Annotated in this window: 23 protein-coding genes; 19 read left to right on the top strand and 4 right to left on the bottom strand. The window is 46.7% G+C overall.

Annotation, left to right across the window (positions count from 1 at the left end; translation table 11 throughout):
• Window positions 1-333, top strand: a complete 333-nt coding sequence (locus AWU56_RS08650) for a ComEA family DNA-binding protein (protein WP_006955325.1) — start codon at window positions 1-3, stop codon at window positions 331-333.
• Window positions 334-407: 74 nt separating this feature from the next.
• On the opposite strand, the gene rne is transcribed toward AWU56_RS08650, so the two are convergent.
• Window positions 408-3,359 (bottom strand): ribonuclease E, encoded by a 2,952-nt coding sequence (rne, locus tag AWU56_RS08645; RefSeq protein WP_333810335.1) that lies wholly within the window; start codon window positions 3,357-3,359, stop codon window positions 408-410.
• A gap of 520 nt (window positions 3,360-3,879) precedes the next feature.
• On the opposite strand from rne, the gene rluC reads away from it, so the two are divergent.
• From rluC to AWU56_RS08560, 17 genes are all read left to right on the top strand, one after another.
• Window positions 3,880-4,827, top strand: coding sequence for a 23S rRNA pseudouridine(955/2504/2580) synthase RluC (gene rluC, locus AWU56_RS08640; RefSeq protein ID WP_286682260.1), 948 nt, complete (start codon window positions 3,880-3,882; stop codon window positions 4,825-4,827).
• A gap of 18 nt (window positions 4,828-4,845) precedes the next feature.
• A complete protein-coding gene (locus tag AWU56_RS08635; RefSeq protein WP_006955322.1) occupies window positions 4,846-5,505 on the top strand; it encodes an HAD-IA family hydrolase in 660 nt (219 codons plus the stop codon).
• Window positions 5,506-5,517: 12 nt separating this feature from the next.
• Window positions 5,518-6,114 (top strand): Maf family protein, encoded by a 597-nt coding sequence (locus AWU56_RS08630; RefSeq protein ID WP_006955321.1) that lies wholly within the window; start codon window positions 5,518-5,520, stop codon window positions 6,112-6,114.
• Between the two features lie 49 nt (window positions 6,115-6,163).
• Complete coding sequence (yceD, locus tag AWU56_RS08625; RefSeq protein ID WP_286682259.1) at window positions 6,164-6,694, top strand: 23S rRNA accumulation protein YceD; 531 nt, start codon at window positions 6,164-6,166, stop codon at window positions 6,692-6,694.
• A gap of 16 nt (window positions 6,695-6,710) precedes the next feature.
• Window positions 6,711-6,881 carry a 50S ribosomal protein L32 gene (gene rpmF / locus AWU56_RS08620; protein ID WP_006955319.1) on the top strand — a complete coding sequence of 57 codons (171 nt, stop codon included), beginning with the start codon at window positions 6,711-6,713 and terminating at the stop codon, window positions 6,879-6,881.
• A gap of 16 nt (window positions 6,882-6,897) precedes the next feature.
• On the top strand, window positions 6,898-7,923 hold the full coding sequence (gene plsX / locus AWU56_RS08615) for a phosphate acyltransferase PlsX (RefSeq protein ID WP_006955318.1): 1,026 nt from the start codon (window positions 6,898-6,900) through the stop codon (window positions 7,921-7,923).
• Between the two features lie 11 nt (window positions 7,924-7,934).
• Window positions 7,935-8,897 (top strand): beta-ketoacyl-ACP synthase III, encoded by a 963-nt coding sequence (locus AWU56_RS08610; protein WP_286682258.1) that lies wholly within the window; start codon window positions 7,935-7,937, stop codon window positions 8,895-8,897.
• An 8-nt stretch (window positions 8,898-8,905) separates the two neighbouring features.
• Window positions 8,906-9,826 (top strand): ACP S-malonyltransferase, encoded by a 921-nt coding sequence (gene fabD, locus AWU56_RS08605; RefSeq protein ID WP_286682257.1) that lies wholly within the window; start codon window positions 8,906-8,908, stop codon window positions 9,824-9,826.
• Between the two features lie 15 nt (window positions 9,827-9,841).
• Window positions 9,842-10,579 (top strand): 3-oxoacyl-ACP reductase FabG, encoded by a 738-nt coding sequence (gene fabG, locus AWU56_RS08600; RefSeq protein ID WP_006955316.1) that lies wholly within the window; start codon window positions 9,842-9,844, stop codon window positions 10,577-10,579.
• A 119-nt stretch (window positions 10,580-10,698) separates the two neighbouring features.
• Complete coding sequence (gene acpP / locus AWU56_RS08595; RefSeq protein ID WP_071462711.1) at window positions 10,699-10,938, top strand: acyl carrier protein; 240 nt, start codon at window positions 10,699-10,701, stop codon at window positions 10,936-10,938.
• A gap of 96 nt (window positions 10,939-11,034) precedes the next feature.
• Window positions 11,035-11,823: an aminodeoxychorismate lyase gene (pabC, locus tag AWU56_RS08590; RefSeq protein WP_286682256.1), complete on the top strand. Its 789-nt coding sequence runs from the start codon at window positions 11,035-11,037 to the stop codon at window positions 11,821-11,823.
• Window positions 11,807-12,802, top strand: a complete 996-nt coding sequence (gene mltG, locus AWU56_RS08585) for an endolytic transglycosylase MltG (RefSeq protein WP_286682255.1) — start codon at window positions 11,807-11,809, stop codon at window positions 12,800-12,802. Before pabC ends, mltG begins: the two co-directional genes overlap by 17 nt.
• A gap of 26 nt (window positions 12,803-12,828) precedes the next feature.
• On the top strand, window positions 12,829-13,446 hold the full coding sequence (gene tmk / locus AWU56_RS08580; protein WP_286682254.1) for a dTMP kinase: 618 nt from the start codon (window positions 12,829-12,831) through the stop codon (window positions 13,444-13,446).
• The gene (locus tag AWU56_RS08575) at window positions 13,446-14,330 is read left to right on the top strand and encodes a DNA polymerase III delta subunit-related protein (protein WP_286682253.1); all 885 of its coding nucleotides are present in this window, start codon (window positions 13,446-13,448) and stop codon (window positions 14,328-14,330) included. The genes tmk and AWU56_RS08575 overlap by 1 nt, the downstream gene beginning before the upstream one ends.
• Window positions 14,296-14,622, top strand: a complete 327-nt coding sequence (locus tag AWU56_RS08570) for a hypothetical protein (protein ID WP_040487952.1) — start codon at window positions 14,296-14,298, stop codon at window positions 14,620-14,622. The genes AWU56_RS08575 and AWU56_RS08570 overlap by 35 nt, the downstream gene beginning before the upstream one ends.
• Window positions 14,623-14,637: 15 nt before the next feature.
• Window positions 14,638-15,429: a TatD family hydrolase gene (locus AWU56_RS08565; protein WP_286682252.1), complete on the top strand. Its 792-nt coding sequence runs from the start codon at window positions 14,638-14,640 to the stop codon at window positions 15,427-15,429.
• Between the two features lie 289 nt (window positions 15,430-15,718).
• Window positions 15,719-17,206 (top strand): bifunctional 2-methylcitrate dehydratase/aconitate hydratase, encoded by a 1,488-nt coding sequence (locus tag AWU56_RS08560; RefSeq protein ID WP_286682251.1) that lies wholly within the window; start codon window positions 15,719-15,721, stop codon window positions 17,204-17,206.
• A gap of 23 nt (window positions 17,207-17,229) precedes the next feature.
• Here AWU56_RS08560 and AWU56_RS08555 read toward each other — a convergent pair whose 3' ends face one another.
• Genes AWU56_RS08555 through sppA form a run of 3 tightly spaced genes read right to left on the bottom strand, consistent with a single transcriptional unit; the run spans window position 17,230 to window position 21,498 of the window.
• Window positions 17,230-18,573 carry a sodium-dependent transporter gene (locus AWU56_RS08555; protein ID WP_286682250.1) on the bottom strand — a complete coding sequence of 448 codons (1,344 nt, stop codon included), beginning with the start codon at window positions 18,571-18,573 and terminating at the stop codon, window positions 17,230-17,232.
• Window positions 18,574-18,598: 25 nt separating this feature from the next.
• The gene (gene ansA / locus AWU56_RS08550) at window positions 18,599-19,609 is read right to left on the bottom strand and encodes an asparaginase (RefSeq protein ID WP_286682249.1); all 1,011 of its coding nucleotides are present in this window, start codon (window positions 19,607-19,609) and stop codon (window positions 18,599-18,601) included.
• 38 nt (window positions 19,610-19,647) lie between these two features.
• Entirely contained in the window at window positions 19,648-21,498 is a 1,851-nt protein-coding gene (gene sppA, locus AWU56_RS08545; protein ID WP_286682248.1) for a signal peptide peptidase SppA, read from the bottom strand.
• Between the two features lie 109 nt (window positions 21,499-21,607).
• Between sppA and AWU56_RS08540 the strand changes: the two genes are divergently transcribed.
• Complete coding sequence (locus tag AWU56_RS08540; RefSeq protein ID WP_286682247.1) at window positions 21,608-22,171, top strand: nitroreductase family protein; 564 nt, start codon at window positions 21,608-21,610, stop codon at window positions 22,169-22,171.
• Window positions 22,172-22,210: the final 39 nt, after the last annotated feature.

Raw genomic sequence — 22,210 nt, 5'->3', positions numbered from 1 at the left:
ATGTTACGTAAATTTCTAATACCCACAGCAGTAGTTGTGCTCTCAGGTCTCTCAATGGGTAAAGCGGCAGTAGCTGCACCTACACCAATGAGTTCGCCGTTAATGCCTTATGTGCAAGCTGCCGAAAGTCAGTACGAGAAGTTAAACATCAATACAGCGACGGCTGATCAAATAGCCGTGGCTATGATTGGCGTGGGGAAATCGAAAGCTGAAAATATTGTTAAATTTCGTGAGCAGTTAGGTGGATTCAAAAATATTGACCAATTACTTGAGGTGAAGGGGATTGGTCAGCGCACGCTCGATAAAAACCGAGATCGACTAACTATCGAGTAGGCTGTACACATTACGAAGCTAAAAAAAAGGCTGCATAGTTGCAGCCTTTCTCATATTTAACCTTCAACGACGGGTTAATTGCTCGTGCATTTTGTCATCACAGCGTGCGCGGAATGGGTCGCCGAAGCGAAAGATGCCACACGCTCTGATTTAGCAAACGGCATGCGAGTTTCAGCCGATGCAATCGATAAAGCACTAAACTCCGAGTTTCGAGGTTGAGCTGACGCCTTTGTCATCTGAGCAAACGCTTTGCCGCCGGTAATCGTAGATGGAATAACCGGTGTAGTCACTGATTTACTTTGCTGACTCATTTCGCGTTCCTGCTTACGACGTTGGCCCGCTGCTCGCATGTGACGAGGCGAGCGCCGTGAACGGTTGCGTTCTTTAGGTGCTTGTTCCGTTGTCGGTGATGCAGCCGGTGCAGAAGCGTGCTCAGTTGCGACCGTCGGTGACTTTTCTGACTCTGCTGTCGTATCCGCCTCAATATCACGAGCAGGTTCATCAACATCAGCCGCGACCGGTTCCTCAGGCAACTCTGATTCGCTGCCTGTAGCAACGTTCGTGCTTTCTTGTTGAGCTGCGTTAGTTGCTTCCTTAGGCGTTTCTTGCGGATCTTGCTGCGGCGCTTTGTCGTTGCTATCTGCTGCTTGCTTAACAATTTCTGCAGCCGCCTGCATACGCGGATCCATGACCTTTTGCTTAATTACGTCATCGGTCGGTGCTGACTCGACCTGAGGTTTTGCTTCGTTTGACGCTGTTACCTCTTTGGGTTGCTCTACAACCTCAGTTTGTTGCACTTTCTGCTTTTGCTTAGCAGGTTTTGCCTTGCTTTGCTCAGGTTCAGCTGATTTTGCCACATCTTTTTTTGCCGTTGGATTTTCAGTCTGATCACCTTTAACACGCACCGAACGCTCTAGTTTTCTTGGTTCACGGCGCTTTTTAGGCTGTGACTCACGTTTGTCTTGAGTCTCACCTTTAGACTTTTCAACAGCTTGCTCTTCAGCTTGATTAGTGACAGTTTCACTCGTTTTGTTAGCTGATGCGTTCTGGTGTTGATTACGGTTTCTATTGCGACCACGACGATTGCGACGATTCGAATTAGCACGACCCTCTGAGTTGGAGCGTTCATTTTCAGTTTTCGACTTATCCTGAGGTTTGCTGTCTGTGTTCGTGTTTGGTTTGTCACTATCGCGATTATTCGCTGAGCGATTATTATTCCGGCGACCGTTGTTACGATTGTTGCGACGCTGGTTATTATTGCGGCCACGGCGTTGATTATTGTTGTTACGCGGCTTAGGCTGCTGCTTTTCTTCAACTTCATCGGTACCAAATAATTGACTCAACCACTGACTAATACGTTTCAGTAGCGAGACAGAACCCGCTTTAGCTTTAGGTTGTGACTGTGGAGTAGGTGCCGGTGGCGCCGTCGGTGCTTGTAAGCCTTTAAGCGCTGGCTCTTCAAGCTGTTGACGCTCTTTAGTCAGCGTTATCGCAACGCTTTCTTCTTGTTGCTCCGGTTTTTGCACCTGATTAAAACTTGCCGCCTCTGGCACTTCGTCATCACGGATACGGACAACCTCAAAATGAGGTGTATCCATATGATGGTTTGGAATAATAACGGCTTTTACGTTATGGCGCTCTTCGATCTTGATAACTGAAGCACGCTTTTCGTTTAGTAAGAAGGTCGCAACCGACACCGGGACTTGCGCTTGAACCTGCACGGTATTGTCTTTGATTGCTTCTTCTTCGATGAGGCGTAAGATCGATAGTGCTAAAGATTCACTTGAGCGGATGGTGCCTTGACCACTGCAACGCGGGCAAATGGCGTTGGCAGACTCGCCTAACGAAGGGCGCAGGCGTTGGCGCGACATTTCGAGCAAGCCGAAGCGAGAAATTCTTGCGACTTGAATGCGTGCGCGATCATGTGCAAGGCTGTCGCGTAAACGGTTTTCAACTTCACGTTGATGACGTGTTGGTGTCATATCGATAAAGTCGATAACGACTAAGCCACCAACATCGCGCAGACGCAATTGGCGTGCAATTTCTTCAGCGGCTTCGAGGTTTGTTTGGAATGCCGTTTCCTCAATATCGCCACCTTTGGTTGCGCGCGCTGAGTTAATATCAATGGACGTCAGCGCCTCAGTCGGGTCAATCACGATAGAACCGCCGGATGGCAAGCGCACTTCGCGTTGGAACGCCGACTCTATTTGGCTTTCAATCTGGTAGTGACTGAACAGAGGTACATCGCCCTCGTACAATTTAACGCGATTGACGAAATCGGGACGAATTAACTGAATATGGTCGCGAACCTGTTCAAATACTTTTTTGCTATCAATGAGCACTTCACCAATATCACGGCGAAGGTAATCACGTAATGCTCTAAAAATAACGTTACTTTCCTGATGGATTAGAAACGGAGCGGGGCGCTTTTGTGCCGCTTCGCTAATAGCCGTCCAGTGATGAATGAGAACGTTCAAATCCCACTCGAGCTCTTCCTTTGACTTACCGACACCTGCGGTACGTACAATAAGCCCCATTTCTTTGGGAACATTAATTTCACTCAGCGCTTCTTTGAGAGCGGAGCGTTCTTCTCCCTCGATTCGACGTGAGATACCGCCAGCGCGTGGATTATTGGGCATGAGCACCAAGTAACTGCCAGCCAATGAAATAAAGGTGGTTAAAGCAGCACCTTTCTGACCACGTTCTTCTTTATCAATTTGGACAATAACTTCTTGACCCTCACGGACAACATCTTTGATGTTGGGGCGGCCATTAAAAGTGTAACCATCGGGGAAGTAGGTTTTGGCAATTTCTTTGAGAGGCAAAAAGCCGTGGCGCTCAGCACCGTAGTCAACGAAAGCGGCTTCTAAACTAGGCTCGATGCGGGTGATTTTACCCTTGTAAATATTCGCTTTCTTTTGTTCATGACCTGGGCTTTCGATGTCTAAATCGTATAAGCGCTGACCATCAACCAGCGCAACACGCAACTCCTCGAGCTGCGTGGCATTGATTAACATTCTCTTCATTTTAGTGACTCAATATTATTGTGCCACTGGTAAGCGTATAGCGGTAGCAGACGTGCTTTACTTCTTTGACTGATTGTACTTGGGGTTCGTGAGGAACCTTGCATGGCCACCCGTCGAGTTCTAACTTCGCTGAACTAAACGTGTGCCGCAAACTATTCTTTATCTGATTGACTGTCTGTCTTCAAATCCGCTCCCCAACACATGCAGTGGATGGGGGCTACGCTACCAAGTAGCGTTAATTACAAACGTGACTGGCGAACAAAAACATCTCCAAAACAGCCCTGTGCATTCGACATCTCGGCTAAAACCGTATCTCGACGTAGGGGTGGAGCATGGTCTGTCACCAACCACACGATTTGTGTCGTTTCAAACCCTTCACCGAGCGCGCGCCACACACGGCTGCAAAAGCATACTCAGCGAGGTATAAAATTTGACACTTCATTAAATCACAAACCATGCCTGCAAGACAAGCATGTTTTTTTATACACACGCACAAGCAGATTGGTGTTAAAATAGCGTCATGGATACAGAATTTAATCAAGTGCAGTGGCACGACGTCGCCCGCGATGAAGCAGGGCAGCGTATCGACAATTTTTTAATCGCGCGGCTGCGGGGCGTCCCGAAGTCGTTGGTATATCGTATTTTGAGAAAGGGCGAAGTGCGCGTAAATAAAAAGCGCACAAAGCCGGACTACAAAATCAAAGCAGGGGATGCTATCCGAATTCCGCCTGTTAAGGTGTCTCCTAAGCCTGAGTTACCGTCACCTAAATTGGCAAAGGTAGCTGAGCTCGAGCAGGCGATCGTATATGAAGATGATGCATTTATGATCGTGAATAAACCTTCGGGGCTTGCTGTGCACGGTGGCTCTGGTCTGAACTTTGGGCTGATCGAGGGGTTGCGCGCGCTGCGTCCGCAAGATAACGCGCTCGAGTTAGTGCATCGGCTTGATCGGGATACCAGCGGTTTAATAATGATTGCGAAAAAGCGCAGTGTGCTTAAGGTTCTGCACGCCCAATTGCGGGATAAAGAGATGAATAAGCAATATCTCGCGCTGGTTCGTGGTCAGTGGCAGAAGAATGTTCGCAATGTCGAAGCCCCCTTAAAAAAGAATACGCTGAAGTCGGGTGAGCGAATTGTTCGCGTAGATGCCGAAGGTAAACCTTCTCATACCCGCTTCAGAATTAACCAACGATACGCGGAGGCGACACTCGTTGAAGCTTCACCGGTGACAGGGCGTACCCATCAAATTCGCGTACATGCGTTGCACGCAGGTCATCCAATTGCCGGCGATCCTAAATATGGTGACGCATCGTTCAATGAACGGATGCAGCAAGGTGGACTGACGCGATTGTTTTTACACGCTTGGCAACTGTCATTTAAACATCCCGTTACCGAAAAAACAGTGTCATTCGAGGCGCCAATGGATAGCTCGTTAACGGCTATCCTCAATGAGCTGACGCGTATTTAATAAGTAAACGAGGTTAACGTGGTCAAACTGGTCGTATTCGATTGGGATGGAACACTCATGGACTCTGTCCCGCGTATCGTTTCTGCAATGCAAGAAACTGCACGTATGCTATCGCTTCCAATACCTTCTCGCAGTGACGTGCAAGAGATTATCGGCATCAGCTTAGAACCAGCGATTGAACGTCTATTTGGTCGGCTTGATGCCGATACTCATCAGTCCTTCTTAGCGGTGTATAGGGATGAGTATGTGGAGCGCAACCAAACGCCATCTCCTTTGTTTGCCGGTGCCTTGACACTGCTACAGCAACTGCAGCAAGACGCTCTTAAGTTGGCTGTTGCGACGGGTAAAGCGCGACGAGGGCTTGACCGCGTGTTGCTCGAAACTCAAACCGGCGGTTTTTTTGCGGCAACGCGATGCAGCGACGAGAGCGAGGGCAAGCCTTCGCCTAGAATGTTGCATGAGCTCATGACTGAACTCGAGGTTGACGCACACGAGACAGTGCTTATCGGTGACTCTATTCATGACATGCAAATGGCGAGCAACGCTGGCGTAAAAGCGGTGGGTGTAAGCTTTGGCACCCATGCCCGAGAGCGACTTATCGAACATGGCGCTGTGACGGTGATAGATGATCTGATGGGTTTGCCCACCGTGCTGAAACGAATAAAAACTGCTGTATAAAGGATGAATGATATGGCTCGAACACTTATTCTTGGCTCGTCTTCTCCATACCGACGCGAACTGATGAAGCGTCTGCATCTCGATTTCCAAACGTTTAAACCGGAAATCGATGAACAAGCTTTATCCGGCGAAGCACCGCAAGTGTTGGTACAGAGGCTCGCTGAAGAAAAAGCTAAAAAGGTAAGTCGTGTAATGCACGGTGCAGAAGATGCTCTGATTATTGGCTCAGACCAAGTTGCTGTTTGTAACGGCGAGATCCTCGGTAAGCCGCACACTCATAAGCGAGCAGTAGAGCAACTACTCAGTTTCGTAGGGCAGAAGGTCACTTTTTTTACCGGTTTAAGCTTGTACGATGCGAGAGAAGATATAGCACAAACCGTATGCGAACCCTTCTATGTCACTTTCCGTAACGATCTAACAGAGGCAGAAATCAGTCGTTACGTTGAGCTTGAGCAACCGCTGAATTGCGCGGGTAGCTTCAAAAGTGAAGGCTTAGGTACGGCATTATTCGCAGAATTATCAGGCAGTGATCCGAACAGCTTGATCGGGTTACCCACAATTAAGTTGCTTAAACTGTTACGTAATGTCGGCGTTAACCCGCTTACCTAAAAGGATTAAGCTTGTCAGAGTCAGTTATTAAAGGTATCATTAACCGCCTATGCAAAAGGTCAGAATTCCGGTCAGCGTTGACCCGGTAAAGAGCGCGAATAAAAAGCAAACGTTTGATGGGGTCGTCCCCGTCCAAACTTTAAAGCGTTTGCAGGAGTTGCTTGCAAAGCCTTGCGAGACCGATCCTAATGTGGTGGTTGAGTTTGGTGTAGATGAGCAGGGCATGAGCTATTTTTCCGGTACGGCGTCGGTCAGCGTTATTTTAACCTGCCAACGCTGTAATCAACCATTTGAGGTTGATATTACTGCACAATTTGCGTATGCTCCTGTTTCTTCCAAGCAGGGAGCTGATGAGTTACCTGAACGCTATGAAGCGATCGAGGCTAACGAATTCGGCGAAGTTAACCTTCACGGGTTAATTGAAGATGAACTTATTTTGGCAATGCCTCTTGTTGCAAGACATGCTCCAGAGGATTGCTCCGTAGACCGTGACGCAATGACATGGGGTGAAATCGAAGAAGACGATGAAAAGCCTTCTGACAACCCGTTTGCTGTGTTACAAGAATTAAAGCGTAAATAACTAGGAGATAGCGTAAATGGCTGTTCAACAGAATCGTAAAAGTCGTTCAAAACGCGACATGCGTCGTTCACACGATGCGCTAAGCGGCCCTACACTGTCGGTTGACTCTACCTCTGGTGAGACTCATCGTCGCCACCATGTAACAGCTGACGGTTATTATAAAGGTCGCAAGGTCGTCAACAAGTAATTGTTGATTCCAGGCGATGCCTGAATTAAAACTAGCGATCGATGCGATGGGGGGCGACAACGGCCCCTCTGTTGTGCTCGAAGCCTTAAAAAATAGTCTTAAACAGAACACAACGACACAATTCGTCGTGGTCGGTGACGAGACTATTTTATCTCCTCTTTTTGACCAGTTTGAACTCTCTCATCATCCTCAAGTCACATGTGTTCACGCCGAACAAGTCGTCGAAATGACCGACAAGCCAGGTGCGACGATGCGTCAAAAACCACAATCGTCCATGCGCATTGCGCTCGACATGCATGCTCACGGCGAAGTTGATGGCGTCGTCAGTGGTGGCAATACAGGCGCTTTGATGGCCCAAGCCTATTTTATTTTGAAGCCTATCCCGGGCGTGCTGCGACCAGCGCTAATGGCAGCAATACCCAATATGACCGGAGGACGGTCTTATTTGCTTGATTTGGGTGCGAATCCAAGTTGCGATTCAGAAACGTTATTTCAATTTGGTGTCATGGGCTCGGTAGCGGCGCATGTGCTGGAGTCTGACAAAAATGTATCTGTCGCGCTTCTGAATATGGGTGAGGAGGAACTGAAAGGCAACGATGAAGTGCGCAGTGCGGCACAGTTGTTAAGTCAGTCAGAGCATGTCAATTATATCGGCTTTATTGAAGGTAATCACCTCTTTAGCGGACGTGCGGATGTTATTGTATGTGATGGCTTTGTTGGAAATATTGCATTGAAGAGCTGTGAAGGTCTGGCAACGTTAATTATCGATGAATTGAAAGCATCGTTGACGTCTCATTGGCTATATAGTTGGTTCTTTAAGTTTCTACAAAAGCGGACTAAAAAGTCCTGGCAACGGTTGAAGCCCGACCACTATAACGGTGCAAGTTTGATAGGATTGCGTGGTGTGGTTGTGAAAAGCCACGGTAGTGCGAATGCGAAGGCATTTGAAAGCGCGATTTCTCACGCGATTAAGGAAGCGAACCATCGTCTTCCAGAAAAAATTCAAGATCGTGTTGAATCGGTCCTATTAGAACAACATTAAGTACCCATTTTATGACGTATTCAAAAATCGTCGGCACGGGACATTACCTCCCGAGTCTACGACGTACGAACGACGATCTCAGTCAACAAGTTGATACCTCTGATGAATGGATTACAGAGCGAACAGGAATAAAAGAGCGTCGCATCGCCGATACCCATGAAGGCGTTGCCTCCATGGGGGCCGCCGCCGCTAGAAAGGCGCTAGAAGCTGCTGGTCTTAATGCAAATGATATCGATATGATTGTCGTTGCAACAACGTCGGCTGACCATGCATTTCCGAGTGCCGCATGCGAAATTCAAGCCCTGTTAAAGATCACTGAGATACCCGCATTTGATATTGGCGCTGCGTGTTCTGGTTTTATTTTCGCGTTAAGTGTAGCAGACCAGTATATCAAAACGGGTCAGCATCAACGCGTCTTGGTTATTGGTAGCGACGTGTTAGCGCGAATGTGCCATCCAGAAGACCGTAATACGTTGGTTCTATTTGGTGATGGAGCAGGAGCCGTTGTACTCGAGTCTGATGACAATGCAGGTATTCTTTCGACGCATCTTGCCAGCGCTGGTGAGTTTGGGCATTTATTGGGCGCATCACAGCCGGTCAGAGGTACGCAAACGAGCTCGAGCGAAGGTTGGATGTATATGAAAGGCAACGAGGTATTTCGTGTCGCAGTTGATAAGCTGAGTCGATTAGTGACAGATACCTTGGCGGCGAATAATCTGCAACCCGAGCAATTAGATTGGTTAATTCCGCATCAAGCGAACTTAAGAATCATTAAAGCAACCGCTAAAAAATTGAAACTACCGATGTCACAGGTCATTATAACACTCGATAGAACGGGTAACACATCTGCTGCGTCGGTGCCTATAGCGTTGGATGTGGCAGTGCGGGATGGTCGCGTTAAGCGCGGTGACAATTTGCTACTAGAAGCATTTGGTGGCGGCTTTGCGTGGGGTTCCGCGTTGGTCAAATTTTAGAGGACACTATGACAAAAATAGCTTATGTATTTCCAGGTCAAGGCTCACAAGCGAAAGGCATGTTAGCTGAGTTAGCGCAAACAAATGATATTATTCAAACAACTTTTGCAGAAGCGTCCGAGGAACTGGGCTACGATCTATGGACTATCGCGCAAGAGGGGCCGGACGAAAAATTAAACGATACGCGGATCACGCAACCCTTATTATTAACGGCAAGTGTTGCACTTTTTCGTTTGGCGCAGGAAAAAGAGTTGAGCCAGCCTCAAGTGATGGCGGGTCATAGCTTGGGTGAGTACTCGGCGTTAACTTGCGCGGGTGTTTTAGAGTTTCGTGATGCGGTTCGTCTTGTTGCTTTGCGAGGTGAAGCGATGCAAAACGCGGTCGCTCCAGGTGAAGGCGCAATGGCTGCAGTCATTGGTCTGGACGACGAGGTGATTGCTGAGTTATGTCAGAAAGCGGCCGAAGATGAAGTGGTGACACCGGTAAACTATAATTCTCCAGGTCAAGTTGTGATTGCAGGACACCGCAATGCCGTTGCGCGGGCAGGTGAATTACTTAAAGAAGCCGGAGCGAAACGTGTATTGCCTCTACCGGTGAGTGTGCCGTCGCACTGTGAATTAATGAAGCCCGCAGCTGAACAACTCATGTCAGCGTTAAAAGCGGTCACTTTTAAGCCGGCATCATGTGATGTAATCAACAATGTGGATGTTTCTATTAACGATGATCCTGAGGCAATTAAAGACGCGCTAGTTCGGCAATTGTATTTTCCAGTTCGTTGGACAGAAACGGTAGAAAAGCTAGCTGAAATGGGTGTTGAGGCCGCTTATGAGGTAGGCCCGGGCAAAGTATTAACCGGTCTCTCAAAACGAATTACTAAAGCTTTTGGTTGCCAAGCACTTAATACACCTGAAGCGTTTGAAACAGAATAAGTAAAGAGGTTAATCATGTTTTCATTGAACGAACACGTTGCACTCGTGACCGGTGCAAGCCGCGGTATAGGTCGCAAAATTGCTGAGCAGTTAGCGGCTCAAGGAGCCTTTGTAATTGGTACAGCGACAAGTGACAAAGGCGCGGCGTCGATTGCGGAATACCTGGGTGATAAAGGGCAGGGCTTGGCGTTAAACGTCAATGAAACAGACGAGCTGGCGGATAAAATCAAAGATCTTGAAAAGACGCATGGTAAAATCGATATTCTGGTCAATAATGCCGGAATAACGCGAGATAACCTGATGATGCGTATGAAAGAGGATGAGTGGAATGCGGTTCTTGATACCAACCTCACTGCTGTATTCCGTATTTGTAAATTGGTTATCCGTGGCATGATGAAACGACGCCATGGTCGAATTATCAATATCAGCTCTGTCGTTGGGACGACTGGAAACCCAGGACAAGTTAATTACTGTGCTGCGAAAGCTGGATTAGTCGGCTTTTCCAAGTCGCTAGCCAAAGAAGTAGCAGCGCGCGGTATCACCGTAAACTGTGTCGCACCTGGTTTTATTGATACCGATATGACGAAATCATTAACGGACGATCAAAAACAAGCGATCTATGCTAATATTCCAGCAGAGCGTTTAGGTCAACCTGAGGAAGTTGCCTCTGCTGTGGTCTTTTTAGCGAGCAAAGGGGCAGCCTATATCACCGGTGAAACCATTCATGTGAATGGTGGTATGGCCATGGTGTAAAGTCTTAGGGGTACGACCTCTAGGATAATTTTAAATTTTTACTTTATATTTCGCGCTGGTTTCACTAAACTAGCCGAAAATTTTGACACTCGTGAAGACTATTTAAGGATTTTATAATCATGAGCACTATCGAAGAACGCGTTAAAAAAATCATCATTGAGCAACTAGGTGTTAAAGAAGAAGAAGTTAAACCAGAAGCTTCTTTCGAAAACGACTTAGGTGCTGATTCACTTGATACAGTTGAACTGGTAATGGCTCTTGAAGAAGAGTTCGAAACTGAAATTCCTGATGAAGAAGCAGAGAAAATCAAAACTGTTCAAGCGGCAATCGATTACGTGAAGTCTCACTCTGACGACTAATAAACGGCATTGCTTGCAAGATTTTGAGAGGCGACCACAGGTCGCCTTTTTTATATCAGATGGTGCTGGGATCCCTGATATAGCCGAGGTTGAGTTATGTTCGATACGCTTTACGATGCTAATGCAGGTCTCGATCGCGGAATTCAGTTTGGTGACGGTCATTTTACGACGTTAGTATTCAAACATGGACAACCGCAGCTGTGGTCTTACCATAAGCGACGATTGCTGGTTACAAGCGAACGCTTAGGTATGCGACTCGGCGATGCATGTTTTGACGACATCGCGCAAGCCGTTTTTAAGACGTGCGAGAAACAGCAAAACGGTGTTATGAAAGTGATTGTCACGCGCGGAAACAGTCAACAAGGCTACCGTTTACCGGAGCAAGCTTCACCCAATTGGTACCTGACGACTTCACCATTACCCTCACGATTTAATTCATCGTGTCATGTGGGCTTTGCCGACATGCAACTCGGCGAACAGCCGTTGCTGGCTGGGCTGAAAACGCTTAACCGTTTGGAACAAGTTATGTTGCACAAAGAGCGAGCGGAAAGGGGGTTTGACGATCTGATTGTATGTTCGAGTATGGGGTACGTTATTGAAGCAATACAAGGCAATTTATTTTGGCGGCGTCATGATCGCTGGTTTACCCCTAAACTCGAGCGATGCGGTATTGCCGGCATATTGAGACAGGCGATACTGGACCAAGGGTTGTTACCCTCCGTCTCGATAGTTGAAGAAGAGCTCACTGATCTGACTGATATTAATGCGATGTTGATTGTAAATTCAGTACGCGGTGTGATTCCCGTTTCGCAAATTCATGATAAGGTTATTGATAATACGATTCCAGCGGACCTAAAAGCCTTTACTGATGAAACGTGCGCTTAAGCTCTTAATTTTACTGTTGTCTCTCTTGATCATAGCGACTAGCGCGGTGTTTGTGTTAGTCGATTGGCGATTGGCCCAGCCATTGGCCAAAGTGGACTCAAAGGATGGCGTGTTCGAAATCGCACCGGGTGATACAGCGCGTACCATTGTTACGCGCATTAACACGCGTTTTAGTAGAGACTTTGCAACGCTTGATTATCGGTTAAGCCAAGTTTTAGTGGGTGTTGATAACCTGCCAGCTGGCGTTTATCGTGTATCGCATCAAGATACGTGGCGTTCGTTATGGGCACGTATTAAAAACAATGATGAAGCATTATTTAGTGTTACGCTGATCGAAGGAAAGACGCTAGAACAGTGGCTAAAACAGCTACATGGTGCCGACTACCTCCGTCAATCAATCAAAAATACTCAGGCTTTATCCAACTTACTGAATATTAAGCAAGACTCCGCAGAAGGGTGGTTCTACCCCGAGACCTATCATTATCGAGCGCACGAAACAGATTTATCAATTTTGCGTCGTGCACATGCTAAGATGGTGACGCTTATCGATAGGGCGTGGCAACAGCGTAATACATTGTGCGAAGTACAGTCGCCGTATGAACTACTGATTTTAGCCTCGATTATTGAGAAGGAAACCGGCGTGTCGGGTGAGAGGCGCATGGTGTCTAGTGTATTTCATAACCGACTCCGCAAAGGGATGCGTTTGCAGTCCGATCCAACGACGATTTATGGAATTAATAATTTTGATGGCAACCTGACGCGGGCACATTTAAGGGAAAAAACACCGTATAATACTTATCGAATAGATGGTCTGCCACCAACACCGATTGCAATCCCCAGCGAGGCATCAATATGGGCAGCAGCACAGCCTGAACCGTCGGAATACTTTTACTTCGTCGCCAATAAGAAAGGTGAACATGTGTTTTCTAAAACCTTAGAGCAGCACCAACGTGCGGTGAACCGTTATCAGTTAAATTAAGAGACCGAATAGGGAAAAACGTTTAAATGGAAGGGAAATTTGTCGTCATTGAGGGCTTAGAGGGCGCCGGTAAAAGTTCTGCCATGGCGAGCGTTGTAAGCCACCTTCAAGCCAAAGGTATTCGTACCGAGACCGTAAGAGAACCGGGTGGAACACCCATGGCCGAGGCTATTCGCAGTCTTGTAAAGCAACGTTGGGAAGAGCAAGTTCAACCGGCGACCGAATTACTTTTAATGTACGCAAGCCGTGTGCAGTTGGTAAAAACAGTTATTGAGCCTGCTCTTGAACAGGGAGCCTGGGTTATTGGTGATCGTCATGATCTTTCCTCGCAAGCGTATCAGGGGGGAGGCCGCGAGCTAGGTGCCGAATTACTGGAAAAGCTAAAGGACATTGCGCTCGGCTCTTTTGTGCCCGATCTCACGTTATATTTGGATGTTGACGAGGAGACAGGCTTACAGCGTGCTCGTGGTCGCGGAGAGCTCGATCGTATTGAGGAAGAGGATATTGAATTCTTCCGACGCACACGAACTCGCTATTTAGAACTGGCTAAACGCGATCCAAACATCGTCATAATCAATGCAAACCAAGAAATGTTAAACGTTCACCAAGCCATATTACGATCGCTAGAGGAGCATTTGTTTTAATGAGCTTTCCTTGGATGAGACAACCCTGGCAGCACTTATTGGCAGCCTTTAAGGCGCAACGATTATCTCATGCTTACTATTTTAAACAGGCTCCCGAACAGGGTACTGAGGCGCTTGCGCAGGAATTTATCTCCTTGTTGTTATGTCGTCAACCAGGGCAAAGAGCCTGTGGACGCTGCAAGGCGTGCTTATTACGTCAGGCGAATAATCATCCGGACGTAATTCAGTTTAATGTGGATGAAAAGCACAGTACCTTAGGTGTAGATGAGGTGCGGCGCCTAACGCGTTTTATTCATCAAACAGCCAACCAAGGCGGTCGACGTGTCATTTACCTTGAAGTTATGGATAGAATGACTGAACAAGCCGCCAATGCTATTTTAAAAATTTTAGAAGAGCCGCCAGAAAATGTCGTTTGGTTATTGTCTGTTGAGCAACCCGAGCGAATTTTAGCGACTTTACGCAGTCGAATGCAGTGGATCCACATTGCCTTACCTAAGCCTGAATACGAATCTGAGCAACGATTAGCTGAACAGTTGATCAGTGCCATCGATAAGCGCTCACCTTGGCCCGCTTTAGGAGCCAAACATAGCTTGCAGCAATGGCTTGACGTAAGTGAGCATGTTTTAACGGATTTATGGCGGGTGAGTGCTACAGCACCTATCGCCCAGCTGACATTTCCTGACTGTTACGAAGCCTATCGTTTGATAGTGGTTAATGGCTTAGGCGGATTAGCTCCGCTTGAGGAAAAAATACGCGATATTCGACAATTAAGACAGTTATCAACACAAGCCCGCGGGCTTAATATCGCTATAATCTTGCAGAACCATTGGTTAACTTGGACGCAAGAATATGCAACTGATCCCACAGCTGAGCTATACCTTTGATTCAGCCGAGCGACTCGCACGGCACATCACACAAATCGATAGCCAGCTTATTCTTTGGTGTCCCGTATCGGCTCAACCCCATCATGATGTGCGTATCAGTATTTTATTGCCCGACCACCTACCACCTTACGTCGGTAAATTAGTGCGCAGTGCGCACCTGATTGGTATCAATGGTATTCATTTCGCCGGGTTCATGATCAATGAGCAACACGCCTTATTACGAATGCGCTGTTTAGCCTTGATTCAGCCTCATCGGCAATTATGTGGTACCATTTTAGCTAGGTTGTTTTAGTATTTAGGAGCAAAAATGTTTGTCGACTCCCACTGCCACTTGGACAAAATCGATCCAGATAAAATTGGGCTGACTTTGCAACAAGTGGTCGACAACGCGCGCGCACAGAAAGTTGAGAAGATTTTGTGTGTGAACGTGACCTTAGAAGATTTTCCTCATATGCGAGATAGCGTGGTGGAATTCGATGATGTGAGTATATCCTGTGGTTTACATCCACTTTATGTGAATGATAACAAGACGCCACTTGCTGATATGCATGGACATCTTAAACAGCTATCAAGTGAACCTCGCGTGGTAGCTATCGGTGAAACCGGGTTAGATTATTTTTATGATCCTGATAGCAAAGCGATTCAGCAACAAAGTTTTGCAACACATATCGATATCGCCGTTGAACTTGATAAACCTCTGATCATTCATACACGCGATGCGCGAGAAGACACATTGGCTTTGCTTAAAAATGGTCATGCTGAGCGTTGCGGCGGTGTTTTGCACTGCTTTACTGAGACTTTGGAGATGGCCGAGCGCGCGATTGAAGAACTCGGGTTTTATATTTCGATTTCAGGTATCGCAAGTTTTCGTAATGCGCAAGCGCTTAGAGATGTGGTTAAAGCACTGCCGTTGGAACGTCTATTGATTGAAACAGACAGTCCTTGGCTTGCTCCTGTGCCGCATCGCGGCAAGCAGAACCAACCCGCTTATGTGACCGATGTCGCAAAATGTGTCGCGGATACTAAAGGTGTATCGTTAGAAGAGGTTGCTCGGGTTACGACGCAGAACTTCTACAACCTGTTTAAAGGTTGTGCATAAGTTGTTGGCATGCTGTGATTTAAATGCGACTACAAGCGCCAATCAATTGATTCATTAAATTTTTAAAATTTATTTAAATTAAGTAGATCTTTCAAAAATCTGTTCTAGACTAAAATGTAGTGTCTACTTTTTAGCCACTTAATAGTTTAATTAGCGCACGGCTCATCATTTGAGCCATTCCCCTATACCCGAGGCTATTCATTTGCTTCGGGTTTTTTTGTCCGATGTCAGCGATCGAATCTCGCTACAGCAACGTAGCCATGTAATAAATATAGCAGGGAGGTGATACGTGTCGGATCAATTTGATAGTAACGAGCGTCCAGATTTTGATATTGAAATCAAGAACATTGCTGAATACGTTGCTACGCCACTGAAAGCGAGTGATGAAGCAAAAGATACCGCTTATGCATGTTTATTAGATTCGCTAGGTTGCGGGCTACTCGCACTAAGATATCCAGAATGTGTCAAGCATTTAGGTCCGCGATTGGGGCTCAACGCAAGCTCAGGACAGGTCCGTGTGCCTGGAACACACTTTCAACTTGATCCTGAGAAAGCGGCTTGGGATATCGGCTGCATCATTCGTTGGCTAGATTACAATGATACGTGGCTTGCCGCAGAGTGGGGACACCCCTCCGATAATCTCGGCGCTATTCTCGCCGTTGCCGACTTCGTGAGTCAACGAAATCGCGCGGATGGGAAAGCGGCCATTGGTCTGGATACTGTTTTAGAAGCGATGATCAAGGCGCACGAGATACAAGGTAATTTAGCAATAAAAAACAGCTTTAATCGGGTTGGTTTGGATCATGTAGTGCTCGTTAAGGTCGCAAGCACAGCGGTTGCTACTTGGCTTATGGGCGGAAACCAACAACAAATTGAAGTCGCTTTGTCGCATGCATGGGTCGACGGTCAAGCGCTGCGCACATACCGTCATGCGCCTAATGCGGGCTCGCGCAAATCTTGGGCGGCTGGCGATGCATGTGGGCGCGCGGTTCGGCTTGCCGATATTGCACTAAGAGGTGAAATGGGGATCCCAGGCGCGTTGTCGGCGCCTCAATGGGGGTTCTATGATGTCCTCTTCAGCAAAACTAATCGAGACCAAAAGGTGAAGCCCGAAAGCGAGCGGCGGTTCTTTTTTGAGCGTGATTACGGGTGTTATGTTATGGAAAACATTTTGTTTAAACTGAGTTTTCCGGCCGAGTTTCATGCGCAAACCGCCTGTGAAGCAGCTATTAAATTGCACAATCAGGTAAAAGATAGATTAGACGAAATTGAGCGCATCGAAATAACTACACATGAGTCAGCTATACGCATTATCTCTAAGCGTGGCGCATTGAATAACCCCGCCGACCGTGATCATTGTCTACAATATATGACCGCAGTATGTCTCGCCTACGGTGAGCTCACAGCTGATCATTACGAGGATAGCTTCCATGAGCAGCACCCTAAAATTGACCAACTTCGTGAGTTAATGGAAGTCACTGAAAATGAATCCTTCAGTGCTGATTACTTAGATCCGAATAAACGTTCGATTGCGAATGCGGTGCAAGTATTCTTTAAAGATGGAGGAAAAACAGAACAAGTGACTGTTGAGTATCCGATCGGTCATAGGAAACGCCGAGACGAGGGTATGGAAGTGTTAAAATCCAAGTTTTTAGCCAACTTGAAGACTTGTTACCCAGCACAGCGTGCGAATCATATTATGTCTCAGTGTGATGATGCTTCATCGACTTTGAGGATGACCGCTGACGAATTTATGCAGCTATTTTCTTTAGCCTAACCATGGCGTTATCTGGCAAGGCTCTAGCCTTGCCAGATAACGAGTGCGATGAGTATTGGACAGATAAACTTCACGTACCATGGCCAAATTTTCCAGAAAAGTGACCGCTCAATATCTTCTGCACCTTGCTGCAACGCCTTAAGCAGTAAGTGTTGACGCAAAATCCAAGTCAACATCACACCAAATACCAAGGCCATAATGGGCTGCATATAAACCGTACTGAAGGTGATGACGGCACCAAATAACGATTCGAAATTAACGACAATCACGCCAGAAATTAAAGTAACTATTGTTGCAATAACCCAAGTCCCAGAGTGTCGCTCGAGATTAAGCTCTTCACGTAACGCATTGACAGGTGCTTCAAGCATTGAAATGGACGATGTAATTGCGGCTATCAGCATTAACAAAAAGAATGCAAACGCAACAAACAGACCAGCAACACCTAAGCTATCAAACATTGCGGGGAGCACAGTGAATACGAGTGTGTCTGCGGATTTTAACGTGCCATCTGCCGCATAGATTTCTACACCATTATTTTGTGCGACAAACATAGCCGGTAATATCAGAAGGCCCGCTAAAAACGCAACACTGGTATCAATTAGCGTCACCCAACCGGCAGTTTTAGGAATGTTTTCTTGATTGGAAAGGTACGCGCCGTAGGTCATCATCACGCAAACACCCAGCGAAAGGGAAAAGAATGCCTGTCCCATTGCGCTGATAATCAGTTCCGGTTTAAAAACCTCACTGAAGTCTGGACGCAAATACATAATCAAACCTTCAGAGGCACCCGGTTGAGCAAGAATATAAAAAGCCATACCAATTAGGAGCACAAATAGCATTGGCATGAGCCGGCGAGACCAACGTTCGATCCCTTGATTGACACCACCGCGAACGACGTAGACGGTCAACAACATGAACACAAGCATCGCAATTAAGTTGCGCTCAACACTGAATTCAGTAAGCCAAGTTGCTGTTGCGTTTAGTCCAATAAGTGTCATGAGTGGAGCCAACATATATGATAAAAGCCACCCCGAGACAATCGCATAAAAACTCAAAATAAGCGCCAGTACTAACAATCCGACAATACCAGCGATAGCGCCAAACATACGTCCAAGTTTATGTTCAGACATCGACCGTAAGGCATCAATAGGGTTGGTGCGCTTGAGCCGTCCAATGGTGATTTCAGCAACCAACATGGGATAGGCGAGCAGCAATATCATGACGAGATATACGAGCAGGAATGCCCCACCACCGTTACTAGCGGCCTGAGTAGGGAAGCCCCAAATATTGCCAACGCCTACCGCGGAACCCGCAGCGGCAAGTATGAAGCCTAAACGTGAGGCAAAAGCTGGTTTTTGAGTTGCCATATACTGTTCTTATTATTGTTGTAAATTATTGTGTTAGTTCGCCGCGCAAGTCCGTTGTAATGTGTTCAATAATGGCTTGGCGAGAGAGGTTTTGTGATAACAGATAATGCAACTTAGTGAGCGCTGCTTCAATTGTCATATCACTACCTGAGACAATACCCAGTTGCGCGAGCGCGTTGCCCGTAGCGTAACCATCCATGTTGACTCGACCTTTAAAACACTGCGTACAATTAACAATTATAATGCCTTGATCGATGCCACGCTTAAAGCTATCGAGTAGCTGTTTATCCTGTGGCGCATTACCAACACCATAACTTTGAATGATGAGCGCCTTTACCGGTTGCTGCATCATATTATCAATTAACTTTGCCGAAATGCCAGGATAGAGCATGACAACGCCAATTGGCTGAGGCGTCATTTCTGCTACGGACATGGGAACCGTAGGCGGTTTACCTAACTTACCGGCATTGAGCTTTATTTGAATTCCGGCTTCCAGCAAGGAGGGATAATTAGGTGACGAGAACGCATTAAAACCATTAGCATCAGCTTTAGTTGCGCGGTTACCTCTGAATAAGGTGTTGTTAAAAAACAGGCTGACCTCATTGATCGGGTAATTAGCGGCAATATATAACGCATTAAGCAAATTAATTTGCCCGTCTGATCGTAAAGCAGAGAGCGGTATTTGAGAGCCTGTCACAATCACTGGTTTGCTTAGGTCTTGCAACATGAAAGAGAGAGCGGATGCAGTATAGGCCATGGTATCAGTACCGTGCAGTATGACAAACCCGTCGTACTGATGATAGTTACGCTCTATATCTCGCGCGATACGAACCCAATCGCTAGGGGTCATATCTGACGAGTCCATGAGCGGTGTATACTCATGGATATCGAAGCGAGGCATTTCATCCCGGAAAAACTCAGGTAGATTTTCGACACATTGGCTCAGGTGTCCCGCTGCTGGGACATAACCCTGAGCCGACTTTTTCATACCTATGGTACCGCCTGTATAGGCGACGTAAATATTCTTACGCTCCAAACTCTACTCCAAAGGGTGACTGTGTGTTGAGACACAGTTTACCGCGGTTGGACGCACAGTGCACAGTAGGTATAAATATTTTTTGGATCATTAAAGTTTTGCAACGCCTGAGACTCGCTCACAACATGTCTTACGTTACGAATCAACCAGTTTTGTTCATTAGATACAAATGGCCATGATAGGCTTGTTTGACCCATCAAATTGGCGAAAAACTGTTGTTGCGGGCTTAAATCTTGAGTAATGGTGTTAACCGTATAATCATTTAAATCCGCACGTTTAGCTGCCGCCTGTATGGCATCATCAAAGTCACCTAAGTTATCAACCAGGCCACGCTCCAATGCTTGACGTCCTGTCCAAATACGACCTTGTGCCACGTCGTCGACGGCTTCAGGGGTCATATTGCGAGCTTCGGCGACCATGGTGATAAAGAACTGGTAAAAGTTCTCCGTTGAGCGTTGCAAGATACGTGCTTGACTGTCGCTGATACCTTCAAGGGTATTCAGTGACTCAATTTCTGTGGTACTAACGCTGTCACTATGTACACCAATTGCAGCAGCACTGTCTTCCAACGTCATGACCAAGCCAAATACACCGATTGAGCCAGTAATTGTGGTTGGCGCCGCCCAGATTTCGTCCGCTTCAGCGGCAATCCAGTAGCCACCAGAAGCGGCGACACTGCTCATTGACGCAATGACGGGGATTCCTTTTTCTTTTAGCTGCAGAATTTCTTGACGAATAATTTCTGAAGCGAAACCACTACCACCCGGTGAGTCTATGCGCAAAACTACTGCCTTAGTGCGTTCATCCTCACCTGCTTTACGCAATAGGGCAGCTGTGCTGTCACCGCCAATCATGCCTGCACGCTGTGTGCCATTGACAATTTGACCACGGGCTACCACAACCGCAATTTGATCTTTCTTGGATTCAGCAAGAGGGTTGAGATCCTCATCAGGTTCAGTAATGTAGGCTGAAAAACCAATGTTACGGAAGGTTTTTGCATCTTCATCGTAACCTGATAGGTTAATCAACTCATTGCGAATTTCGGTGCGTGTTTTAAGTGCGTCGACAAGGTTGGTATCGAGTGCCATTTGCGCCATATCGCCATTCGCTGATTCAAACGCCGCCATGTAGTCGTCAAGCTGACCGCTAGTGATAGTGTCTGAAAGTTGACGTTGTGCTGTGACATCTGCTTTGAAGTTTTCCCACATCGCATCATACAAATATTCGTTCGCTTCACGCGCTTCGTCGGACATTGAATTACGTATGAAGGGTTCAACCGCTGCCTTATAGGTACCGACCTTAAATACGTGTGGCTTGACTTTAAGCTTATCGAGTAGCTCTTTGAAGTAAACTTGTGAATAATCAAACCCATCAAAAGCAACTGAGCCGAGTGGATTCAAATAGACTTTATCAGCATATGAAGCCAAGTAATATTGATACTGCTCAAAGTAATCGCCAGCAGCGATGATAGGTTTTTTACTGGTTTTAAAATCACTCAGTGCTTCACCAACGGCCTGTAACTTATTCACCCCACTTGGGTACAGCGCCGAAAGATCGAGGTATAATGCACCGATGCGATCATCAGTTTTCGCTTTCTCGATGGCATCAATGACGTCTGATAATAGGACCTCAGGGATCTCATCGTCAGCACCAAATGCACGATTAAAAAACTGGTCGACCGGGTCACGGTATGTCTGTTCTTCGACCAAGATACCGTGAGGGTTCAATACGAGTACGCTATTGTCCGGTACTTCAACGGGATCTTCTTCACTGACAAGAACGGCGATAAAGCCGACTAATAATGCGAAGAAAATGATATTCAGGATTACAACGCGTAATCCATTGATGATTCGCCAAATATATTTAAATATAGAGCCAATAAAACGCATAGGGCCTTCCTAACTTAAGATATTATTCCGTAGCTTATACAATCCGTATGGGCATAACCAGAGTAAGAATGTAACGAAGCATGACAAAAGCAGAAAAAATAGAGGTAATATGGACGCGCTAGAACTGCTACAGACACGCTCATCAATGCCGCGCTTAATAGAACCAGCGCCAACGCCCGAACAGCTTGAAATCATTAAAAAAGCTGCTGTGAGAGTTCCCGATCACGTGAACCTAAGTCCCTATGCATTTTATCAATTTATGGGGAGTGATCGACAAATATTGGCGGACATTTATCAACAGGCTGCGAGGCTTAACGATTTTTCCGAAGAACGAGTTGAACAAGCTGGCCAAATCCCATTTCGGGCACCACTTATCATTACTGCCTGTTTGCGTTACCAAAAGCACGATAAAGTGCCTCGTGACGAACAGTTTGCTACCACAGCCTGTGCGCTGATGGCGATGCAACAGGCGGCTTTTGCGCAAGGGCTTGGGGCTATTTGGCGTACGGGTTGGCCGGCTCAAAGCGACTACGTGCGCGAGCAATTTAAATGCAGCGAAGATGATGAAATTGTAGGTTTTCTTTACATTGGAACGCCCGCAGTACCCACACCTATAAAACCTGAGAAGGACTATTTGCCTTACTTTTTAACCGCGAGCCAAGTGGGTGAGTAGCGCAATAGAGTGTTAATAATAAAAAAGCCAGCAGCTGCT

Origin of the sequence: Idiomarina sp. T82-3 (assembly GCF_001577655.1) — a bacterium.
GTDB classification, from domain to species: Bacteria; Pseudomonadota; Gammaproteobacteria; order Enterobacterales; family Alteromonadaceae; genus Idiomarina; species Idiomarina baltica.
The sequence above is the reverse complement of the archived record's forward strand: the minus strand, read 5'-3'. Positions and strand labels throughout refer to the sequence as shown.